The organism is Wolbachia endosymbiont (group A) of Andrena fulva, assembly GCF_964026815.1.
Lineage (GTDB): Bacteria > Pseudomonadota > Alphaproteobacteria > Rickettsiales > Anaplasmataceae > Wolbachia > Wolbachia pipientis.
Window position 1 is genome coordinate 339,704 of the sequence record NZ_OZ034701.1, and the last position, 15,681, is coordinate 355,384.

At 35.1% G+C, this 15,681-nt stretch carries 20 protein-coding genes and 1 tRNA gene; 15 read left to right on the forward strand and 6 right to left on the reverse strand.

Annotated elements, in window-relative coordinates:
* Positions 1-24 precede the first annotated feature (24 nt).
* The 6 genes from atpD to AAGD84_RS01725 all read left to right on the forward strand — a co-directional run bounded on the left by atpD (position 25) and on the right by AAGD84_RS01725 (position 4,700).
* The gene (gene atpD / locus AAGD84_RS01700) at positions 25-1,452 is read left to right on the forward strand and encodes a F0F1 ATP synthase subunit beta (RefSeq protein ID WP_010962432.1); all 1,428 of its coding nucleotides are present in this window, start codon (positions 25-27) and stop codon (positions 1,450-1,452) included.
* 12 nt (positions 1,453-1,464) lie between these two features.
* A complete protein-coding gene (locus AAGD84_RS01705) occupies positions 1,465-1,809 on the forward strand; it encodes a F0F1 ATP synthase subunit epsilon (RefSeq protein ID WP_006279902.1) in 345 nt (114 codons plus the stop codon).
* Between the two features lie 426 nt (positions 1,810-2,235).
* Positions 2,236-2,415 carry an ankyrin repeat domain-containing protein gene (locus AAGD84_RS01710; RefSeq protein ID WP_238514246.1) on the forward strand — a complete coding sequence of 60 codons (180 nt, stop codon included), beginning with the start codon at positions 2,236-2,238 and terminating at the stop codon, positions 2,413-2,415.
* Positions 2,416-2,701: 286 nt separating this feature from the next.
* Positions 2,702-3,214: a hypothetical protein gene (locus tag AAGD84_RS01715; RefSeq protein WP_245611107.1), complete on the forward strand. Its 513-nt coding sequence runs from the start codon at positions 2,702-2,704 to the stop codon at positions 3,212-3,214.
* A complete protein-coding gene (gene ltrA / locus AAGD84_RS01720; protein WP_338476458.1) occupies positions 3,199-4,500 on the forward strand; it encodes a group II intron reverse transcriptase/maturase in 1,302 nt (433 codons plus the stop codon). The genes AAGD84_RS01715 and ltrA overlap by 16 nt, the downstream gene beginning before the upstream one ends.
* A gap of 11 nt (positions 4,501-4,511) precedes the next feature.
* A complete protein-coding gene (locus AAGD84_RS01725; protein WP_264723358.1) occupies positions 4,512-4,700 on the forward strand; it encodes a hypothetical protein in 189 nt (62 codons plus the stop codon).
* A gap of 238 nt (positions 4,701-4,938) precedes the next feature.
* On the opposite strand, the gene AAGD84_RS01730 is transcribed toward AAGD84_RS01725, so the two are convergent.
* From AAGD84_RS01730 to rsmA, 5 genes are all read right to left on the reverse strand, one after another.
* Positions 4,939-5,085: an IS3 family transposase gene (locus AAGD84_RS01730; protein WP_080717648.1), complete on the reverse strand. Its 147-nt coding sequence runs from the start codon at positions 5,083-5,085 to the stop codon at positions 4,939-4,941.
* A gap of 59 nt (positions 5,086-5,144) precedes the next feature.
* Positions 5,145-5,279 carry a hypothetical protein gene (locus tag AAGD84_RS01735; RefSeq protein WP_341817861.1) on the reverse strand — a complete coding sequence of 45 codons (135 nt, stop codon included), beginning with the start codon at positions 5,277-5,279 and terminating at the stop codon, positions 5,145-5,147.
* Complete coding sequence (locus AAGD84_RS01740) at positions 5,276-5,410, reverse strand: IS3 family transposase (protein WP_007548354.1); 135 nt, start codon at positions 5,408-5,410, stop codon at positions 5,276-5,278. The genes AAGD84_RS01735 and AAGD84_RS01740 overlap by 4 nt, the downstream gene beginning before the upstream one ends.
* Positions 5,411-5,473: 63 nt before the next feature.
* Positions 5,474-6,967: an IMP dehydrogenase gene (gene guaB / locus AAGD84_RS01745; protein WP_065095043.1), complete on the reverse strand. Its 1,494-nt coding sequence runs from the start codon at positions 6,965-6,967 to the stop codon at positions 5,474-5,476.
* 116 nt (positions 6,968-7,083) lie between these two features.
* Positions 7,084-7,896 (reverse strand): 16S rRNA (adenine(1518)-N(6)/adenine(1519)-N(6))-dimethyltransferase RsmA, encoded by an 813-nt coding sequence (gene rsmA, locus AAGD84_RS01750; RefSeq protein WP_264339302.1) that lies wholly within the window; start codon positions 7,894-7,896, stop codon positions 7,084-7,086.
* Positions 7,897-7,974: 78 nt separating this feature from the next.
* Between rsmA and AAGD84_RS01755 the strand changes: the two genes are divergently transcribed.
* Positions 7,975-8,047 (forward strand) — tRNA-Thr (locus AAGD84_RS01755).
* Positions 8,048-8,071: 24 nt separating this feature from the next.
* Complete coding sequence (locus AAGD84_RS01760) at positions 8,072-8,800, forward strand: triosephosphate isomerase (protein WP_015588848.1); 729 nt, start codon at positions 8,072-8,074, stop codon at positions 8,798-8,800.
* A gap of 74 nt (positions 8,801-8,874) precedes the next feature.
* Here AAGD84_RS01760 and dprA read toward each other — a convergent pair whose 3' ends face one another.
* Positions 8,875-9,963 (reverse strand): DNA-processing protein DprA, encoded by a 1,089-nt coding sequence (dprA, locus tag AAGD84_RS01765; RefSeq protein WP_265038060.1) that lies wholly within the window; start codon positions 9,961-9,963, stop codon positions 8,875-8,877.
* A gap of 61 nt (positions 9,964-10,024) precedes the next feature.
* Here dprA and AAGD84_RS01770 point away from each other — a divergent pair, with 61 nt between their 5' ends.
* The 7 genes from AAGD84_RS01770 (at position 10,025) to AAGD84_RS01800 (ending at position 15,677) form a co-directional block, all read left to right on the forward strand.
* Positions 10,025-10,399 carry a ferredoxin family protein gene (locus AAGD84_RS01770; protein WP_010082601.1) on the forward strand — a complete coding sequence of 125 codons (375 nt, stop codon included), beginning with the start codon at positions 10,025-10,027 and terminating at the stop codon, positions 10,397-10,399.
* 188 nt (positions 10,400-10,587) lie between these two features.
* The gene (locus AAGD84_RS01775) at positions 10,588-11,163 is read left to right on the forward strand and encodes an RDD family protein (protein ID WP_341818076.1); all 576 of its coding nucleotides are present in this window, start codon (positions 10,588-10,590) and stop codon (positions 11,161-11,163) included.
* Positions 11,157-11,630, forward strand: a complete 474-nt coding sequence (locus AAGD84_RS01780; protein ID WP_341818077.1) for an RDD family protein — start codon at positions 11,157-11,159, stop codon at positions 11,628-11,630. Before AAGD84_RS01775 ends, AAGD84_RS01780 begins: the two co-directional genes overlap by 7 nt.
* 60 nt (positions 11,631-11,690) lie before the next feature.
* Positions 11,691-12,710 carry a D-alanine--D-alanine ligase gene (locus AAGD84_RS01785; protein WP_265038052.1) on the forward strand — a complete coding sequence of 340 codons (1,020 nt, stop codon included), beginning with the start codon at positions 11,691-11,693 and terminating at the stop codon, positions 12,708-12,710.
* Positions 12,691-13,449 (forward strand): cell division protein FtsQ/DivIB, encoded by a 759-nt coding sequence (locus AAGD84_RS01790; RefSeq protein ID WP_265029837.1) that lies wholly within the window; start codon positions 12,691-12,693, stop codon positions 13,447-13,449. The genes AAGD84_RS01785 and AAGD84_RS01790 overlap by 20 nt, the downstream gene beginning before the upstream one ends.
* 707 nt (positions 13,450-14,156) lie before the next feature.
* A complete protein-coding gene (locus AAGD84_RS01795; protein ID WP_264723253.1) occupies positions 14,157-15,263 on the forward strand; it encodes a D-alanyl-D-alanine carboxypeptidase family protein in 1,107 nt (368 codons plus the stop codon).
* A 114-nt stretch (positions 15,264-15,377) separates the two neighbouring features.
* A complete protein-coding gene (locus tag AAGD84_RS01800) occupies positions 15,378-15,677 on the forward strand; it encodes a DMT family transporter (protein WP_265038047.1) in 300 nt (99 codons plus the stop codon).
* Positions 15,678-15,681: the final 4 nt, after the last annotated feature.

The window sequence follows — 15,681 nt, forward strand, 5'->3', positions numbered from 1 at the left end:
GTGTTAGGTGATAAAAATAAAGAGATGAATATAGGTAGAGCGATTAAGGTAACTCAAGCAGTTGTTGATATAAAATTTGAAGGTGAATTGCCTAAAATATTTAATGCTTTAAAAAGCAAACTAAAATATAAGGATAAGGAGCTGGTTTTAGAAGTTTCGCAGCATATAGGTGACAATATAGTTCGTTGTATTGCTATGGATAGCACAGATGGCATGTCAAGGGGGGATGAATTTGTTGATACAGGTGCACCAATATCGGTGCCAATTGGGCGTTCAACTTTAGGAAGGATTTTTAATGTTGTTGGAGAGCTTATAGATGAGTGTGGTCCACTGAAGGGAAAGTATAACTTAGAGCCTATACACAGAGCACCTCCAAGTTTTACTGAACAGAGAATACAGGAAGAAGTTTTAGTTACGGGAATAAAAGTTATAGATCTTCTTGCACCTTATCTTAAAGGAGGAAAAATTGGCTTATTTGGTGGAGCCGGTGTTGGTAAAACAGTCCTAATAATGGAATTAATTAATAATATAGCAAAAGCTCATAAAGGATTTTCTGTGTTTGCCGGGGTAGGGGAGAGAACGCGTGAAGGTAACGATCTTTATCACGAGATGATCACTTCAAATGTAATAAATATAAATGAGCATGAAAAATCTCAAGCTGTTTTGGTTTATGGTCAGATGAATGAGCCTCCTGGAGCAAGGGCTAGAGTTGCTTTAACAGCACTTACTATGGCAGAGTATTTTCGTGACCGTGAAAACCAAGATGTTCTATTTTTTGTGGATAATATCTTTAGATTTACACAAGCTGGTTCTGAAATTTCTGCTTTACTTGGAAGAATACCGTCAGCTGTTGGTTATCAGCCAACCCTTGCAACTGATATGGGTGCAATGCAAGAAAGAATAGCTTCAACAACTTCTGGCTCTATTACTTCTGTGCAAGCTATATATGTTCCTGCGGACGATTTGACTGATCCAGCCCCAGCAACTACATTCTCTCACCTTGATGCAACCACAGTGTTGTCAAGGCAAATAGCTGAAATGGGAATATACCCTGCTGTTGATCCACTTGATTCAACTTCTCAGTCTTTATCTGCTGAAATCATTGGTGAAGAACATTATAATGTAGCTTCTGAGGTGAAACGTATATTGCAAACTTATAAATCACTGCAAGATATTATCGCAATACTTGGTATGGATGAGCTATCTGATGAAGATAAAATTATTGTTGATAGGGCTCGTAAGATTCAGAAATTTCTTTCTCAACCTTTTCACGTTGCAGAAATATTTACTGGCATGCCTGGTAAATTTGTTTCACTTTCTGATACTGTTTCCAGTTTTAAAGGGATTGTTGAAGGCAAATATGATCACTTACCAGAGGCTGCTTTTTATATGGTGGGGAATATAGATGAAGCAATAAAAAAGGCTGAATTAATACAAGCTGAAGCTAAATAAAAGTTAAAGATTATGAATACTTTTAAAGTGCAATTTTTCTCTCCTGATGATCAAATTTCATTCAGTGGAGTGGTTTCTCTTTCAGTAACTGGGCTCGAAGGGGAGCTTATGATTTTAGCTCACCATGCTCCTTACTTAATTTATTTATTGCCTGGTATGATTACTGTTAAAATGAGTAACCAAACAGAAAAGAAGGTTGTAATTGATAGTGGCGTATTAGAAGTTGCAAATAATAATTGTAGCATTATAACAAGTCAAATTCAGGTTTTTGATCGTGCAATTCATGATGAGAAATCGTTTAAAAATAAGAGAATTAGTATATATTTAAGTTATCTTGATGAGAAGTTTCTTTCTTAGTTATTTTAGACAAAAAGTCAATTATCATTCAAGTGGCTATAAGATTTTTGCTCAGGGGGCTCTTTTTTGTCATCCCAGAAACCCCGGGGTGTCATCCCAGTGTCGGAGTACTTTAGGTGTATGATCCCAGAGTGTGATGGTATGGGACCATACACCTAATCAAATAAAAATTAAAGAAGGAGAGTTGGTTGTAACGGTTGGAGATAACGACTTTGTTTTACCTGGAATTTACGTTGGATAAACTACAAAAAATAACAGGTAAAAATCAACGTAAATTTAAGATAAATCGATTTTATTAGTATTATCAAATCAAAATCTGTTTTTAATTAATCAATAATACTTTTTTACATATTTTCATCCCCTTTCATGGATTTTTTAATTTTATAGATGATATCTAATATTATTAGAAGCATTGTAAAATATCTTATGAGAAAAATTATAAAATATATTAGCATTATTGGTATTGCATGTTTAGTATTGTTATTTTTTATATCTAATGTGGAAACACGCGTAAAAACACAGGAAGAACAATTATTCCTAGCTGTAGAAGATGGTAATGCACAAGAAGTAAAACTATTACTCAAAAATGGTGCAGACCCAAATTGACCTTACCCAGAAAAAGTAGAGAGAAAGTTAAGACGTTTTTATCATGAGAATAAATTGTGCAGGAATGCAATAGTTAATAGTAGAATGTCTACGTTATTTGTTATAAAAGATTTCTATGTATTCAAATATGGCAGTTCTGGTTTGTTGAGCGAGAAGTATCAATAAGCAGCTCCCTTTTAAGTGAACTTTTCTGCAACAGAGTTATCGTAACAACAGCCCTTATGGCTCATGCTGGAAATGATGTTTTTTGTATTCAATAGAAATTGGTAATTTTGAGAGGTATACTGTGGTGCGCCAAGAAGTGCTTGGAGAACAGTTGGTGAAAATCCAACACAAACAAAGTCTAGCCAACAGTTTGGAACAGACCACTATGTTGCATGAGGTAACGAGTGTAATAGAGCTAGTGGGATGGACAATGCAGGGCACAACGGAAGTGAAGGAGTGGAGTCCCGAAATACCTGAAGACATAGAGGTCGACATGTTCATGGCCATGGAAGACAGCATGAAGGATAACGTAAAGGCAAGTTATCACTCACTCTATCGGGATCTGAGACCGTGCCATGTATTGAAATGGACTTCAAGTGAACTTGGGAGATCCCATGCATTCCTATTAAGGTACGTTGGAACAAGTCAACAAAGGCAAGAACTAGCGGAAGATGCAGGGGAAGTCGGACTGATTGATAGTACTCAGAATGTGGGAAAGCCACGTACAAGGGGAAGCGATCAGCAATATAGTAACTGGAATAGGGATTGCTATGCCAATACAACGGAGGTAGGAATAACATGCGATATAAACTAAACCAGATAGCAGTAAGAGCAAAGCAAGATAAGCGACTAAAATTCACATCGTTAGTCCATCTGATAAATACAGAGAATCTTGCGAGATGTTATAAAGAACTGAAGCGTAACAAGGCTTGTGGAGTAGACCAGATAACAGTGGAATCATACGGAGAAAATCTGAATGAGAAACTCGAAGTGCTAGTAGAAAGTATGAAGAGGAAGCAATATCAACCACAACCAGTAAAGAGGGTATATATACCGAAAGCTGGAAGTAAAGAGAAACGCGGACTCGGAATACCATCGACCGAGGATAAATTAGTACAGATTATGCTGAAGAAGATATTAGAAAATATTTACGAGGCAAACTTTCTGGACAGCTCATATGGATTTCGACCAGGAAGAAACTGTCATCAAGCGGTAAATGCACTAGATAAAGCAGTTATGTACAAGCCAATAAACTACATTGTAGAAGTGGATATCAAGAAGTTCTACGATAATATACAGCATAAATGGCTAATGAGGTGTCTAAGGGAACGAATAACTGACCCAAATTTGCTGTGGTTAGTAAAGCGGTTTCTCAAGGCAGGGATAGTCGAAGCTGGAAATTATGAAGCAACAAAACAAGGTACACCACAAGGCGGTATAGTAAGTCCTGTATTAGCAAATATATACTTACATTATGTGTTGGATTTATGGATAGAAAAGAAATTTAAACCAAGATCCAGAGGATATATACAAGTAATAAGGTTTTGCGATGATTTTGTGGTTTGTTGCGAAAGTAAGGTAGACGCGGAAGAATTTCTGGAATTACTGAAACAAAGGCTAAATAAATTTGGGTTGGAAGTATCTGAAAACAAGACCAGAGTAGTAAAGTTTGGCAAGAGGGAGTGGCAACGAGCGATAAGAGAGAAACGAAGGACGGAAAGTTTCAATTTTCTGGGGTTTACGCACTATGGTGCAAAAAGTCGTCGTGGTAGATTAATGATGGGACATAAAACCTCTAAGTTAAATCTAGCCAGAAAACTAAAAGAAATCAAGGAGTGGTTGAAAATAGTCCGCGGAAGTATTCGACTTAAAGATTGGTGGCAAGTACTGAAGGCTAAATTAACAGGACACTATAACTACTTTGGTATTAGCGGAAATTATTGGTGTCTGAAACAATTTTACACATCAGTAAGAAAGCTAGCATTTAAATGGATAAATCGGCGTAGTCAGAAAAAGAGTATGACCTGGGAACAGTTTGTACACTACGTAGAAGTAAATCCATTACCAAAGCCAAAAATACATTTTTCTTTATATGCATAAGAGGGACGACTGTGAAAACTAATATTGATGAGCCGTGTGCGGGAAATCTGCAAGCACGGTTCTTTAGGGGGAGTTGTAGTAATAAAACTCAAACGAGAGGAGTAAAGCTACAGCTTCTACCGAACACCCTTGATCGCTATGTAACAGCAGATTTTTATCGGGTTTGCGTTTATCAACGGCCATCAATAAAGAATCTATAACTAATTATCATGTTACTCATTAACCACCATGCGTGAATATAGGTCAATTATTGCCGCCAACAACCTTCTTTAGTTTTTATGTAGGTAATCCCAAACTTTATTTGGCTGATCAGTAGTAAAATTTTGATCCAATGTGTTCGGAGCCACAACTCGGTTGCTTATTTGCTGTTTTTTATTTTTGAACCTTCGTCTAAGCTTGGTTTTAATGCCATTTTCTTGCATAACACTTTGTACTGTTTTAATTTTTGCCTAAAGCTTTTAATTCAGCGTGAATTTTAGGGGCTCCATATCTGCATTTAGAAGCTTGATGTATTTTTTGAATATCTGCTAGAAGCCCTTCTTTTGCTAATTCTTTACTGCTTTTTTCCTTAGCAACCCATACCACCAGTACAAAACCCTACATAGTTCCTGTGTTTTATAGCAATTTCTATATAAAAGAATACTTTACTCTTTTTCTTTGCCCAGGGCTTTTTTTAAAATGTCTCTTTCTCTTGTTAGTTCTTTTTTTAGATCAAATCTTTCTTTGTCATAAGGAGCCTTTGCCTGGAAATGCTTATGCTCCAGACATTTTTCCATCATATTTTCTTACTTAACATACTGCCATCTATACCTAGATCTTTTGCTATTTTTGTACTTGCTTGACCTGTTTCTTTAACCAGCTTAACAGCTTCTAATTTGAATTCTGCTGTATATTCTCTTCTATTTGTCATATTTTGAAAAAACGTTTTATTTTACTCCAAAAACGTTTTAACTTTCTCTCTACTTTTTCTGGACTACTCCGAATCGGTTGACAAATTGGACGTTTGATAAGCATAATTTGGAGCTTCTTGTGTAATGACTATATCATGAGCGTGACTCTCTCTTAATCCTGATGCAGTAATAGTAACAAATTTACAATTTTTTTTCATCTCTTCTATATTCCTATTACCAGTATACCCCATTGCAGCTTGCAATCCGCCAATCAATTGATGGATTACTCCTGAAGCTGGACCTTTGAATGGAACTCTTCCTTCCACTCCTTGTGGAACTAATTTGAGTTTTGAATCTTTATCTTGAAAATAACGGCTAGCTGAACCTCGTTTCATTGCACTAATAGATCCCATTCCTCGATAGCCTTTATATGCTCTGCCCTTATACATAATAATCTCACCTGGGCTTTCGTCAGTGCCAGCAAAAATCGAACCAATCATCACAGAGTCAGCACCAGCTGCAATAGCTTTTGCAACATCTCCTGAGTATTTTACCCCACCATCAGCAATTAGTCTGACGTTTCTTGCTCTACACGCCTCTGCAACATTCTTGATTGCAGAGAATTGTGGCACACCAACACCTGTAACTATTCTGGTTGTACAGATTGATCCTGGTCCTATTCCAACCTTCACTGCATCAACACCCGCATCAATCAACGCTTCAGCAGCCTCCTTTGTTGCAATGTTTCCGCCAATTAATTGCGTATTAGGATACATCTTTTTTATTTCCCTAATGGTATTGATAACGTTTTCGGAATGACCGTGAGCAGTATCCACAACAACTACATCAACTTCTTCTCCGATCAAAGCTTCACATCTGTCTATACCATCTTTTTTACCAGTGCCAATTGCAGCGGCAACTCTGAGACGCCCTTTACTGTCTTTACATGAATTTGGGTATCTATTGTATTTTTCAATGTCTTTAACCGTAATTAAACCTATACAACAAGAATTTTCATCTACAACCAAAAGCTTTTCTATTCTATTTTCATGCAACAATTTCATTGCTGAGGCACTATTCACTCCCTGCTCCCGCACTGTCACTAACTTATCTTTTGTCATCACTTCGGAAACTTTTACATTCATGTTCTGGTCTTCAATAAATCTCACATCTCGGTTAGTTAAAATTCCAACTAACTTGCGTTGATCGACTACAGGAATGCCAGAATAATTGTGCTCTCTCATTAATGAAATTGCTTCCGCAACTGTTTTATCCGGTGAAATCGTAATTGGGTTATACACGATCCAACTTTCATATTTTTTCACCCTTCTTACTTCTAAAACTTGTTCATCTATTGATAAATTCTTATGTATGCAACCTATCCCTCCATGTTGGGCAATAGCTATTGCAAAGCCCGATTCAGTAACAGTATCCATTGCAGAGGATATGAGAGGGATATTTAGTTCTATACTATTTGTTAAATAAGTTTTTGTATCTGCATCGCAAGGCAATATATTAGAATAGGCTGGCAAAAGAAGTATATCGTCAAACGAATAACAAGCTTCCATTTTTTTCATAGGCTTTATTTAAAGCTTATACGCCAATTAATTAAATTGCAATAGGCAAAATTAGCTAGGAGCCTTTAATTGTATAGCTCTAACTGTTTTTAGGAGATAGAAAAGCTATATAGTTGCTAATACATTTTATTGCAAAATAAGCATTCTACATTATTTGCCAGCAAACAAAACTGCTCAATAGTTAAGTTTTCTGGACGCTGGTTTCCGCTCAATTTAGCGTTTTCAAGGACAGTTTCAGCGTGGTTCGTTATATTTTGCAAGCTATTTCTCAGCATCTTTCTTCTTTGAGCAAAAACAGCACGTGTTAATTTTATTAAGGTTTCCAAGTTTACTACAAACTTTGGGGTAGGCAAAGGATTTACTGTAATTACTGAAGAATGTATTTTTGGTCTTGGAAAAAACTCTTTAGGTTCAATATCAAATTCCTTTTTTATATCGCATAGTAATTGGCTTAGCACTGATAAGGAACCATAATCTTTAGAATTGGGTCTTGCCGTAATGCGATCTGCTACCTCTTTTTGAAACATTAATGTCAAGTTCGTAAAAAATTTTATATTATTTAACCACTTTAAAAATAACACTACCGAGATATTGTAAGGCAAGTTAGCAATAACTTTAACTGGGCGCTCTATCAGCTCTTCTTCTGTAACATGCAGTGCATCCGCTTCTATAATTCTATACTTTCCTTGATGCTCATTTAGCAGTTGGTCATGGTGTTTTACTAAATCTCTATCTTTTTCTATAGAAAGTAGAGACTTTGGATTATGCACCAATATTTCTCTTGTTAATGCACCATATCCAGGACCAATTTCAATGACATTAAAATTTTCCAGACTACCAGCTAAAGCGACGATTTTTTTTGTTATCTCACTCGATAAAATAAAATTTTGCCCTAGACTCTTTTTTGGCTTCAGTAAAAATTTTTTCATATTATTTTCATTATACAGTATTTTAAAAATTAGTTGACGAAAATTCATTGATAATTGTATATTATTAATGTGTTTAACGCCGGCTTAGCTCAATTGGTAGAGCAACTGACTTGTAATCAGTAGGTTGTCAGTTCAAGTCCGACAGCCGGCACTCTCGCCCATATAAGTAAAGTTGATGTCCTTTTTAATAGTAGCAAATTGGAAAATGAATGGAATGCGTTCTTCATTTGTTGACTTTATAGGCAAACTTAACAACAAGAGCAACGAAATTACCTCTAAGCTAGTGATTTGCCCTCCTTTTACATCATTTCCAAGCAGTATAGAGTTGAACAATAATATTAATATAGGAGCACAGAATTGCCATCATAAAAAGTTCGGTTCTTACACAGGTGAAATTAGTGCAGAAATGTTAAAGGAACTAGGGTGTACTTACGTAATACTTGGGCATTCTGAAAGGGCTAATGAAAAAGATAGTGAAATAAAACTTAAGTCGGAAATAGCAATAGAATCAGGCTTACACCCAATTATCTGTGTGGGTGAAAATTCAGAAGATTATAAGAATGAAAAAACAAAAGAAGTAATAGAATATCAATGCAAAAACCGTTTGCCAACACACGGTGAATATACCGTAGCATATGAGCCAATATGGGCAATAGGCACAGGTCATGTGCCAAATAATGATGCAATTGCTAAGGTGATAGAGGTAATAAAATTGTGTACTAGTAAAAAACACATTATATATGGTGGTTCAGTCAGTTCAGAAAATATAGAAAATTTGCTCAGTATCTCAAATTTATCAGGAGTTTTAATTGGCAGTGCAAGCTTAGATTTCGATCACTTTTATAAAATTATACAACAAGTTGAAAAAAAGTTTTCTCTTATCAATTCTAAAATCAGCAACTAAGAATCCTATAACAAATGGCATCATTTCAGTGTCAAGCATATGTCTGTACGAGCATCTAGTATAGCTAAAGTAATCTAGAAAATTAACGATATTTTATTCCCCGGTGAACGCTCTATTTTGTTTTCCAACTCTAGTTCTAAAAGAGCCATTAGAGCTATGTTGGTAGAAAGTCCGCTTGCTAGTATAAGTTCATCTATGTCAACAGGTACAGAGTTAATATGATCAACTATAACAGATTTTGCCTGTTGTAATTTTTCTTGTTTTTGGTTAACAAAATGGTGCTCAACATCAAATAGGTTTTTTTGCTGCGGAGGTAAACTAAACCTAATACTCTCTATTATGTCATCAGCGGATTCGATAAGCTTAGCACCGTTTTTAATTAAATAATTACTACCACTACAGCGTGAATCTAAAGGGAAACCAGAAACTGCAAACACCTCTCTCCCTTGATTTAAAGCAAAATCTGCTGTTATTAGAGAGCCAGAACGTTTTGATGCTTCAATCACTGCAACACCCAGCGATAGACCAGATATAATTCGATTCCTCTGAGGAAAATATTGAGGCTTTGGTTTAGTAGCAAATGGAAGCTCAGTAATTACTAACCCACCGTTCCCAGTGATTTTTTTGTATAGATCAAAATTCTCTTTTGGATACACCACATCAATTCCGCTTGCTGTAACAGCAATAGTGGGATGATTTTTGTATATTACACTGTTTGCTGCAGTATCGATTCCTTTTGCAAGTCCAGAAACGATAACAAAACCAGCTTCGCTTAAATCAAGTGCCAACTTATTGGCAAAATTTCTTCCATTCATTGAAGAGTTACGCCCACCGATTATTGCAATTATCTCACGGCTTAATAATGATATATCACCAAGTGCAGTTATTACAGGAGGACAATTAGAGATATTTCTTAAAAGATCAGGGTAATCTGGGTCACATGCGGGTATAATTTTAGCTCCAATTCTTTCTGCATTATTGATTTCTTCTCGTGCATCTTGAATGCCATACACCTTATTATTAGCCACCCTATTGAGATATTTCAACACCTCATCTAGCGATCCATGTGTTCTTAGTATACTAAAAAACTTTATTGGTCCTATAGTTCTAGCCAAGCTTAACCATACTTCTAATTCTTTGTTGTTCAATTTATTTATCTTCATAAAAGACTTGAATTTCTTATCAATTTAGTGTACCCAAGATAATACAAATATACAGTGTTTTATGACGCATTTTGTTACAGATAAATGCATAAAATGTAAATATACGGACTGTGTGGAAGTATGTCCCGTTGACTGCTTCTATGAAGGTAAAAACATGCTCGTGATTAACCCAGATGAATGTATTGATTGCGGAGTGTGCATACCTGAGTGTCCAGTAGATGCAATTGTAACTGATGATTCCATAAAAGATATTTTAGAACTAGATGAAGAGTTGCTGAGCAGCGAACAAAAAACTTTCAAGTTATTTTACGATATAAATGTAGAATACTCACAAAAGTGGCCAAATATCACAGCTAAAAAACAACCTCTCTATACTGCAGAAGAGTATAAGGAAAAAAAGGATAAAACAGCTTATTTTGACGAAAATTTAGAATAATGCTACTGAAGGAAAAAGAAAATTTCTCTTGTATCTCACAATTATTGTTTTGCATTGCTGAAAGTGGCTGTATTGTTTATGTCCTTGATAGCATAACTAGTTTACTTGAGAATACAAATAGTAATACAGCAATTTTACTGCTATTTAACTGTTAATAGGTACATTAGACGGATCATATGGGGTATAAAATGGATATTAAAGTAAAATATGCGGGAATAACTAAGCGTGCTGCAGCTTATATAGTTGACCAAATTATATTCCTAGTCTGTTATTCATTATTTTATTTATTAATTTTATTCATATTATCAGGAGAGCCCCTTGCCGATGTTTTTAATTATGTCTTTCCTGATATTGACACTAATAGTGACCTTATATCAGAGCGATATGAAATATTAGAAGATTTAGATATATTATTGAAAGATTTAGTATATATAGCATTGGAAGTATTAATGATAACAAGACTTGGTTGGACTCCAGGAAAGTTGCTACTTGGTATATACATAAAAGATGCAAACACACTTAAAAACGCTGCTTTAATGCAAGTAGTGATGAGAAGCACTCTCAAGGCACTTTTGTGGGTACCCACCTACATTTCTGAGTGGTTTTTTATTTTACCAATATTGGTTCTAATGTTTGCAATATTTGATAAGCGCAAGCAGCTTTTCTACGACAAAATTACAAAAACAGTAGTAATGGATTATAGGTCTGAAGCATGCTACCCAAAATTAAACTATGTATATGTGGGAATAACTAGGGTGTGTTAGCGCATATTATTGACAGTCTTATTATTAAGGGAATTCCTTTATTCTGTTTGATTCTTGTAAGAGTGGTTTTTCACATTGCTAGACCTAAATTATTAATTATACGTATTTGCTTATCTTTTTTGCTATCGATAGTATTCGGAGTATTCATGATAAGAAGATTTGGTGGTACTCCAGGACAATTGTTATGCGGTATTAATATCAAAGATGCAAATACACTTGAAAATGTTACTCTAGTGCAAGCAATAGTTAGGCATATTTCATTTGAAGTTATTTGCTTCCCCATATTCATCACGAGAAGGAAATTTTTTGATAAGTATACCTCTGAATGGTGGTTTGATCCTTTATTAGGCTTAATCTTTATGACCACAATACTAATTTTCATATGTGCAATATTTGACCAACGCAAGCAGTTTCTTCATGATAAAATTGCAAAGACAGTGGCAGTAGATTATAAACCTCCAAGCTAACTTTCCCTTCTGTTTACAAGGTTCATATATGTAGTTATAATTAATAAGGTTCTTCTAAGAGTGCCCATGGTTCCAACTATAGCAATTTTAAGTGGTGGATTTTCTTGTGAGAGAGAAATATCACTTATGAGTGGAAGAGCAGTAAAGAAGGCACTTGATAGCCTTTCATATAATGCAATAGAAATAGATGTTGACAGCAACATTGCTGAAAAGCTTAAAAAAATTAATCCGGGCCTTGCTTTTATCGCTCTGCATGGACCTTATGGTGAAGATGGCTGCATTCAAGGTTTATTGGAAATCTTAGGTATAAAATATACACACTCAGGAGTTATGGCTTCTGCTGTTGCTATGAACAAGGCAATGTCAAAGCATATATTTTGGTCCCTTAGTATTGATACTCCAAAAGGTTATGTAATTAGCCGAGAAGATCTACTAAAAAATAATATTAAAATTGATTATCCGTACGTCTTAAAACCAATTAATGAAGGCTCTAGCATCGGAGTACATATTGTTTCCTCACATGAGGATTATTTAAAACTGAAATTTGATGTCATTCCAGCGCGTGACCAGGAAAAAAAAACAGTATCTGGCTACTTGGATGACAAGGAAGGAGCTACTTCTATGACAAGAGATTTGATGATCGTAGAAGAATACATACCGAGCATAGAGTTACATACTGCTGTATTGCTGGATGAAGCAATTGGCACTATGGAAATACGACCAAAAAATAAATTCTATGATTATGAAGCAAAGTATACAGATGGATTTGCAGAACATATATTTCCTGCTGAAATTCCTGACAATATATATAAAATGACCTTGGAACACGCACTGAAAGTTCATCAATTTTTAGGATGCAAAACTATTTCCCGCTCAGACTTTCGTTATAATCCCAAGAATAACACTTTAAAAATGCTTGAGATTAATACACATCCTGGCTTTACTGAGTTATCGTTAGTGCCAGAAATTGCAAAATTGGCAAAAGGAATCAATTTTAATGAATTAGTTAAAATTATTATTGAAGATAGTTTGCAGCACAAAAATATTAGGGATTTAAGTCATGTTGAGCAGTATTACTAGAAGCCAAAGGAGTTTTTTGCGTAAGTGTGCCTTGGTTATTATCACAGCACTTTTTCTTACGCTAATACTTTACAGCTCACTTGATAAAATAATAAATCGATTTAATTACTACTTTACTTGGTATAATGACTGCCTATCTAGTTTATTACTCAGTAGTGGATTTTCAATCGACGAAGTAGTCGTGAGCGGCAATAAATTTACAAACAAAAAGGATATTCTAAGTTTGACAGATAGAACGCAACCTATCCTGTATATATCACTTTCAAAACTTGCCGGTAACATACAATCCGTAAGCAGGTGGATAAAACACGTAAGAGTTCACAGAATTTTGCCCAATACTCTACGCATTAATATAGATGAGCATAAACCGTTTGCTCTCTGGAAAGATAATAACAAAACCTCGGTAATTGATTTCGAAGGCAAAGTGATCGTAGATGACTATCCAGTAGATGATCTTGTTGTAATTACAGGACAAAACTCGTTATCAAACCTAGAATTTGTTAGAGATGTGTTAGAGAGTAAAACTCAATTAAGTGACCACATTTCTTCTTTTGCTTATATAGGGAATAGAAGATGGAATATCATACTTGATAACGATTCCACAGTAAAACTGCCTGAAGATAACCCTTATAGTGCATGGGAATATTTAAACCACTTGCAAAATACAACTGATTTTACTTTCAGCGATTGGAGTATTATTGATATGCGTATTACTGATAAAATTTTTGTGAAGAGGTGATCTGCTGTAATCCAAGTAGCCCCTTTTCCTGTCATCCCAGTGCCCAGACACTGGAATCCCGCCGCGAACCGTCATACCGCGATTCATTCGCGGTATCTCTTAACATAGATCCCTTATTTAACCGCCATACCTTAACATAGATCCCGCTAACACGTAGCGGGATGACGGTTGTCGTTTAGCTATAAATATTTAAGAAATTTACCAAATGAAAAAAAAGGCAAAAGAAGCTCCGATTAATATCTATTTAAAAACATTGGCGTTTTTTTATATTTTAAACGTCTAATAACCGCGACTCAGCTGCTTTTTAATGCAACTAACCTTTAGTCATAAATATTTAAGAAATTTACTAAGCAGAAAAAAAGACAAAAGATATCCCGTGTTAGCTAGTTGTCACTCTCTAATCCTGCAAATTGGCGTTCTATACTGTCTTAAACGCTTTATAAGCGCGTTTCAGCTTATATAGGTAAAAACCTAGAAATGTTGTGAAGACATAAGGTGCTCATAGTGCAAAAAATTAAAAATAAGACGCCAATTACGTAATACTGTTGTCGTTTAATCTGCACAGATTGAAGATAAATGAATACCTCCAGTACCATGATAAGGGGGCTGGCGAAGGGTGTCAAGGAATTTTTATGTAAGAGATCTATTGAAATGCCCCTGTAAAATTATACTATTAATTAGTACACTATAAATTTAAAATTATAGATATGTTAAGCAGATTGATAATTTTGCTATTAGTTTTTATACTTCCTTTTTCTTCATACTCATACCAGTTTAGAACCAAAGCAAAGCAAGCAATAGTCTTAGATTTAGCTTCAGACTCGTTCATTTTTGACCATAATTCCGATGAAAAAATGGCCCCATCTTCAATGAGCAAGCTAATGACTTTATATATAGCCTTCGATTATCTAAAAGCTGGAATAATACACATGGAGGATAAATTTCGAGTAAGTAGAAAAGCGTGGGAAAGGAGAGGCTCTTCTATGTTTTTGAAAGAAGGTCAATCCGTTACGGTGAGGGAATTACTTGAAGGAATTACAATAGTCTCAGGCAATGATGCCTGCATAACACTAGCCGAGGGCATTGCAGGATCAGAAGAGAATTTTGTGGCTGAAATGAATGAAGTTGCACAAAATTTGAATCTGAATGACAGTCATTTTGTCAACTCAAGCGGGTGGCCAGATGAAGATCATTTTATGAACGCAAAAGACTTGGTAATGCTGGCAAAAAGGATTTTCACCGATTTTCCTGAATATTATGATTTATTTTCCGAACAATATTTGACATATAATGAAATTGTACAAAAGAATAAAAATCTTCTACTTTTTCACGATATTGGGGTTGATGGCTTAAAAACCGGTTATACAAATGCTGGTGGTTACGGCATTGTAGCATCTGCAAAACGAAATGATAGGAGAATTTTTGCTGTCGTAAATGGTTTAAACACTGAGAAAGAGCGAATAGAAGAAGCAAAAAGATTGATACAATACTCCTTAAATCATTTTAACACTAAGAAAATATTCGTTAAAGACAGCGTAGTTGAGGAAGTAAATGTTCTCTATGGAAAAGATAGAAAAGTGCCTGTCACAGTTGCAAACGATGTTACCATAACTTACAACCGCAAATTGCATGACCAAATTAAGGTGCGTATTGAATATAAAGATATGATACCTGCACCAATTAAAAAAGGTCAAGAAGTGGGCAAAGTTTTTGTAGAAATACCAGGTATTGAGCAACAAACTACACCACTTTATGCAGCAAATGACGTACAAGAATTGAATTTCGTAGAAAAGTTTTTTAGGATGTTGTTTTAAGTTTGATATTAAAGCAATTCCGAAAGAGAGATCTATTGCACTTTAGTGTAGTTTTAACTAACAATTTCTGTTACAATACAAGATTGAAATGTTACGAAAATGTGCTGGTTATATTTGTTGCTGTCTAGTATTCTAGAGATACTGTGGGCTGTAACGCTAAAGTTTAGTAACAGTTTTACTAAAGTTGTGCCTTCGATTGCAACATTGGTAATTATGATCATTAGCATTTACTTTTTATCTCTTGCAGCATGCTTTCTACCTATTAGAGTATGCTATGCAGTTTCCTCTGGAATACGCACAATTGGAATAACTATAATTGGTGCAACCACTTTCACAGAGAATATTAATTTATCTCAAGTTTTATGTATCGTTTTAATTGTAATAGGAACTATAGGGCTAAAGCTCTCTATTTAAACCT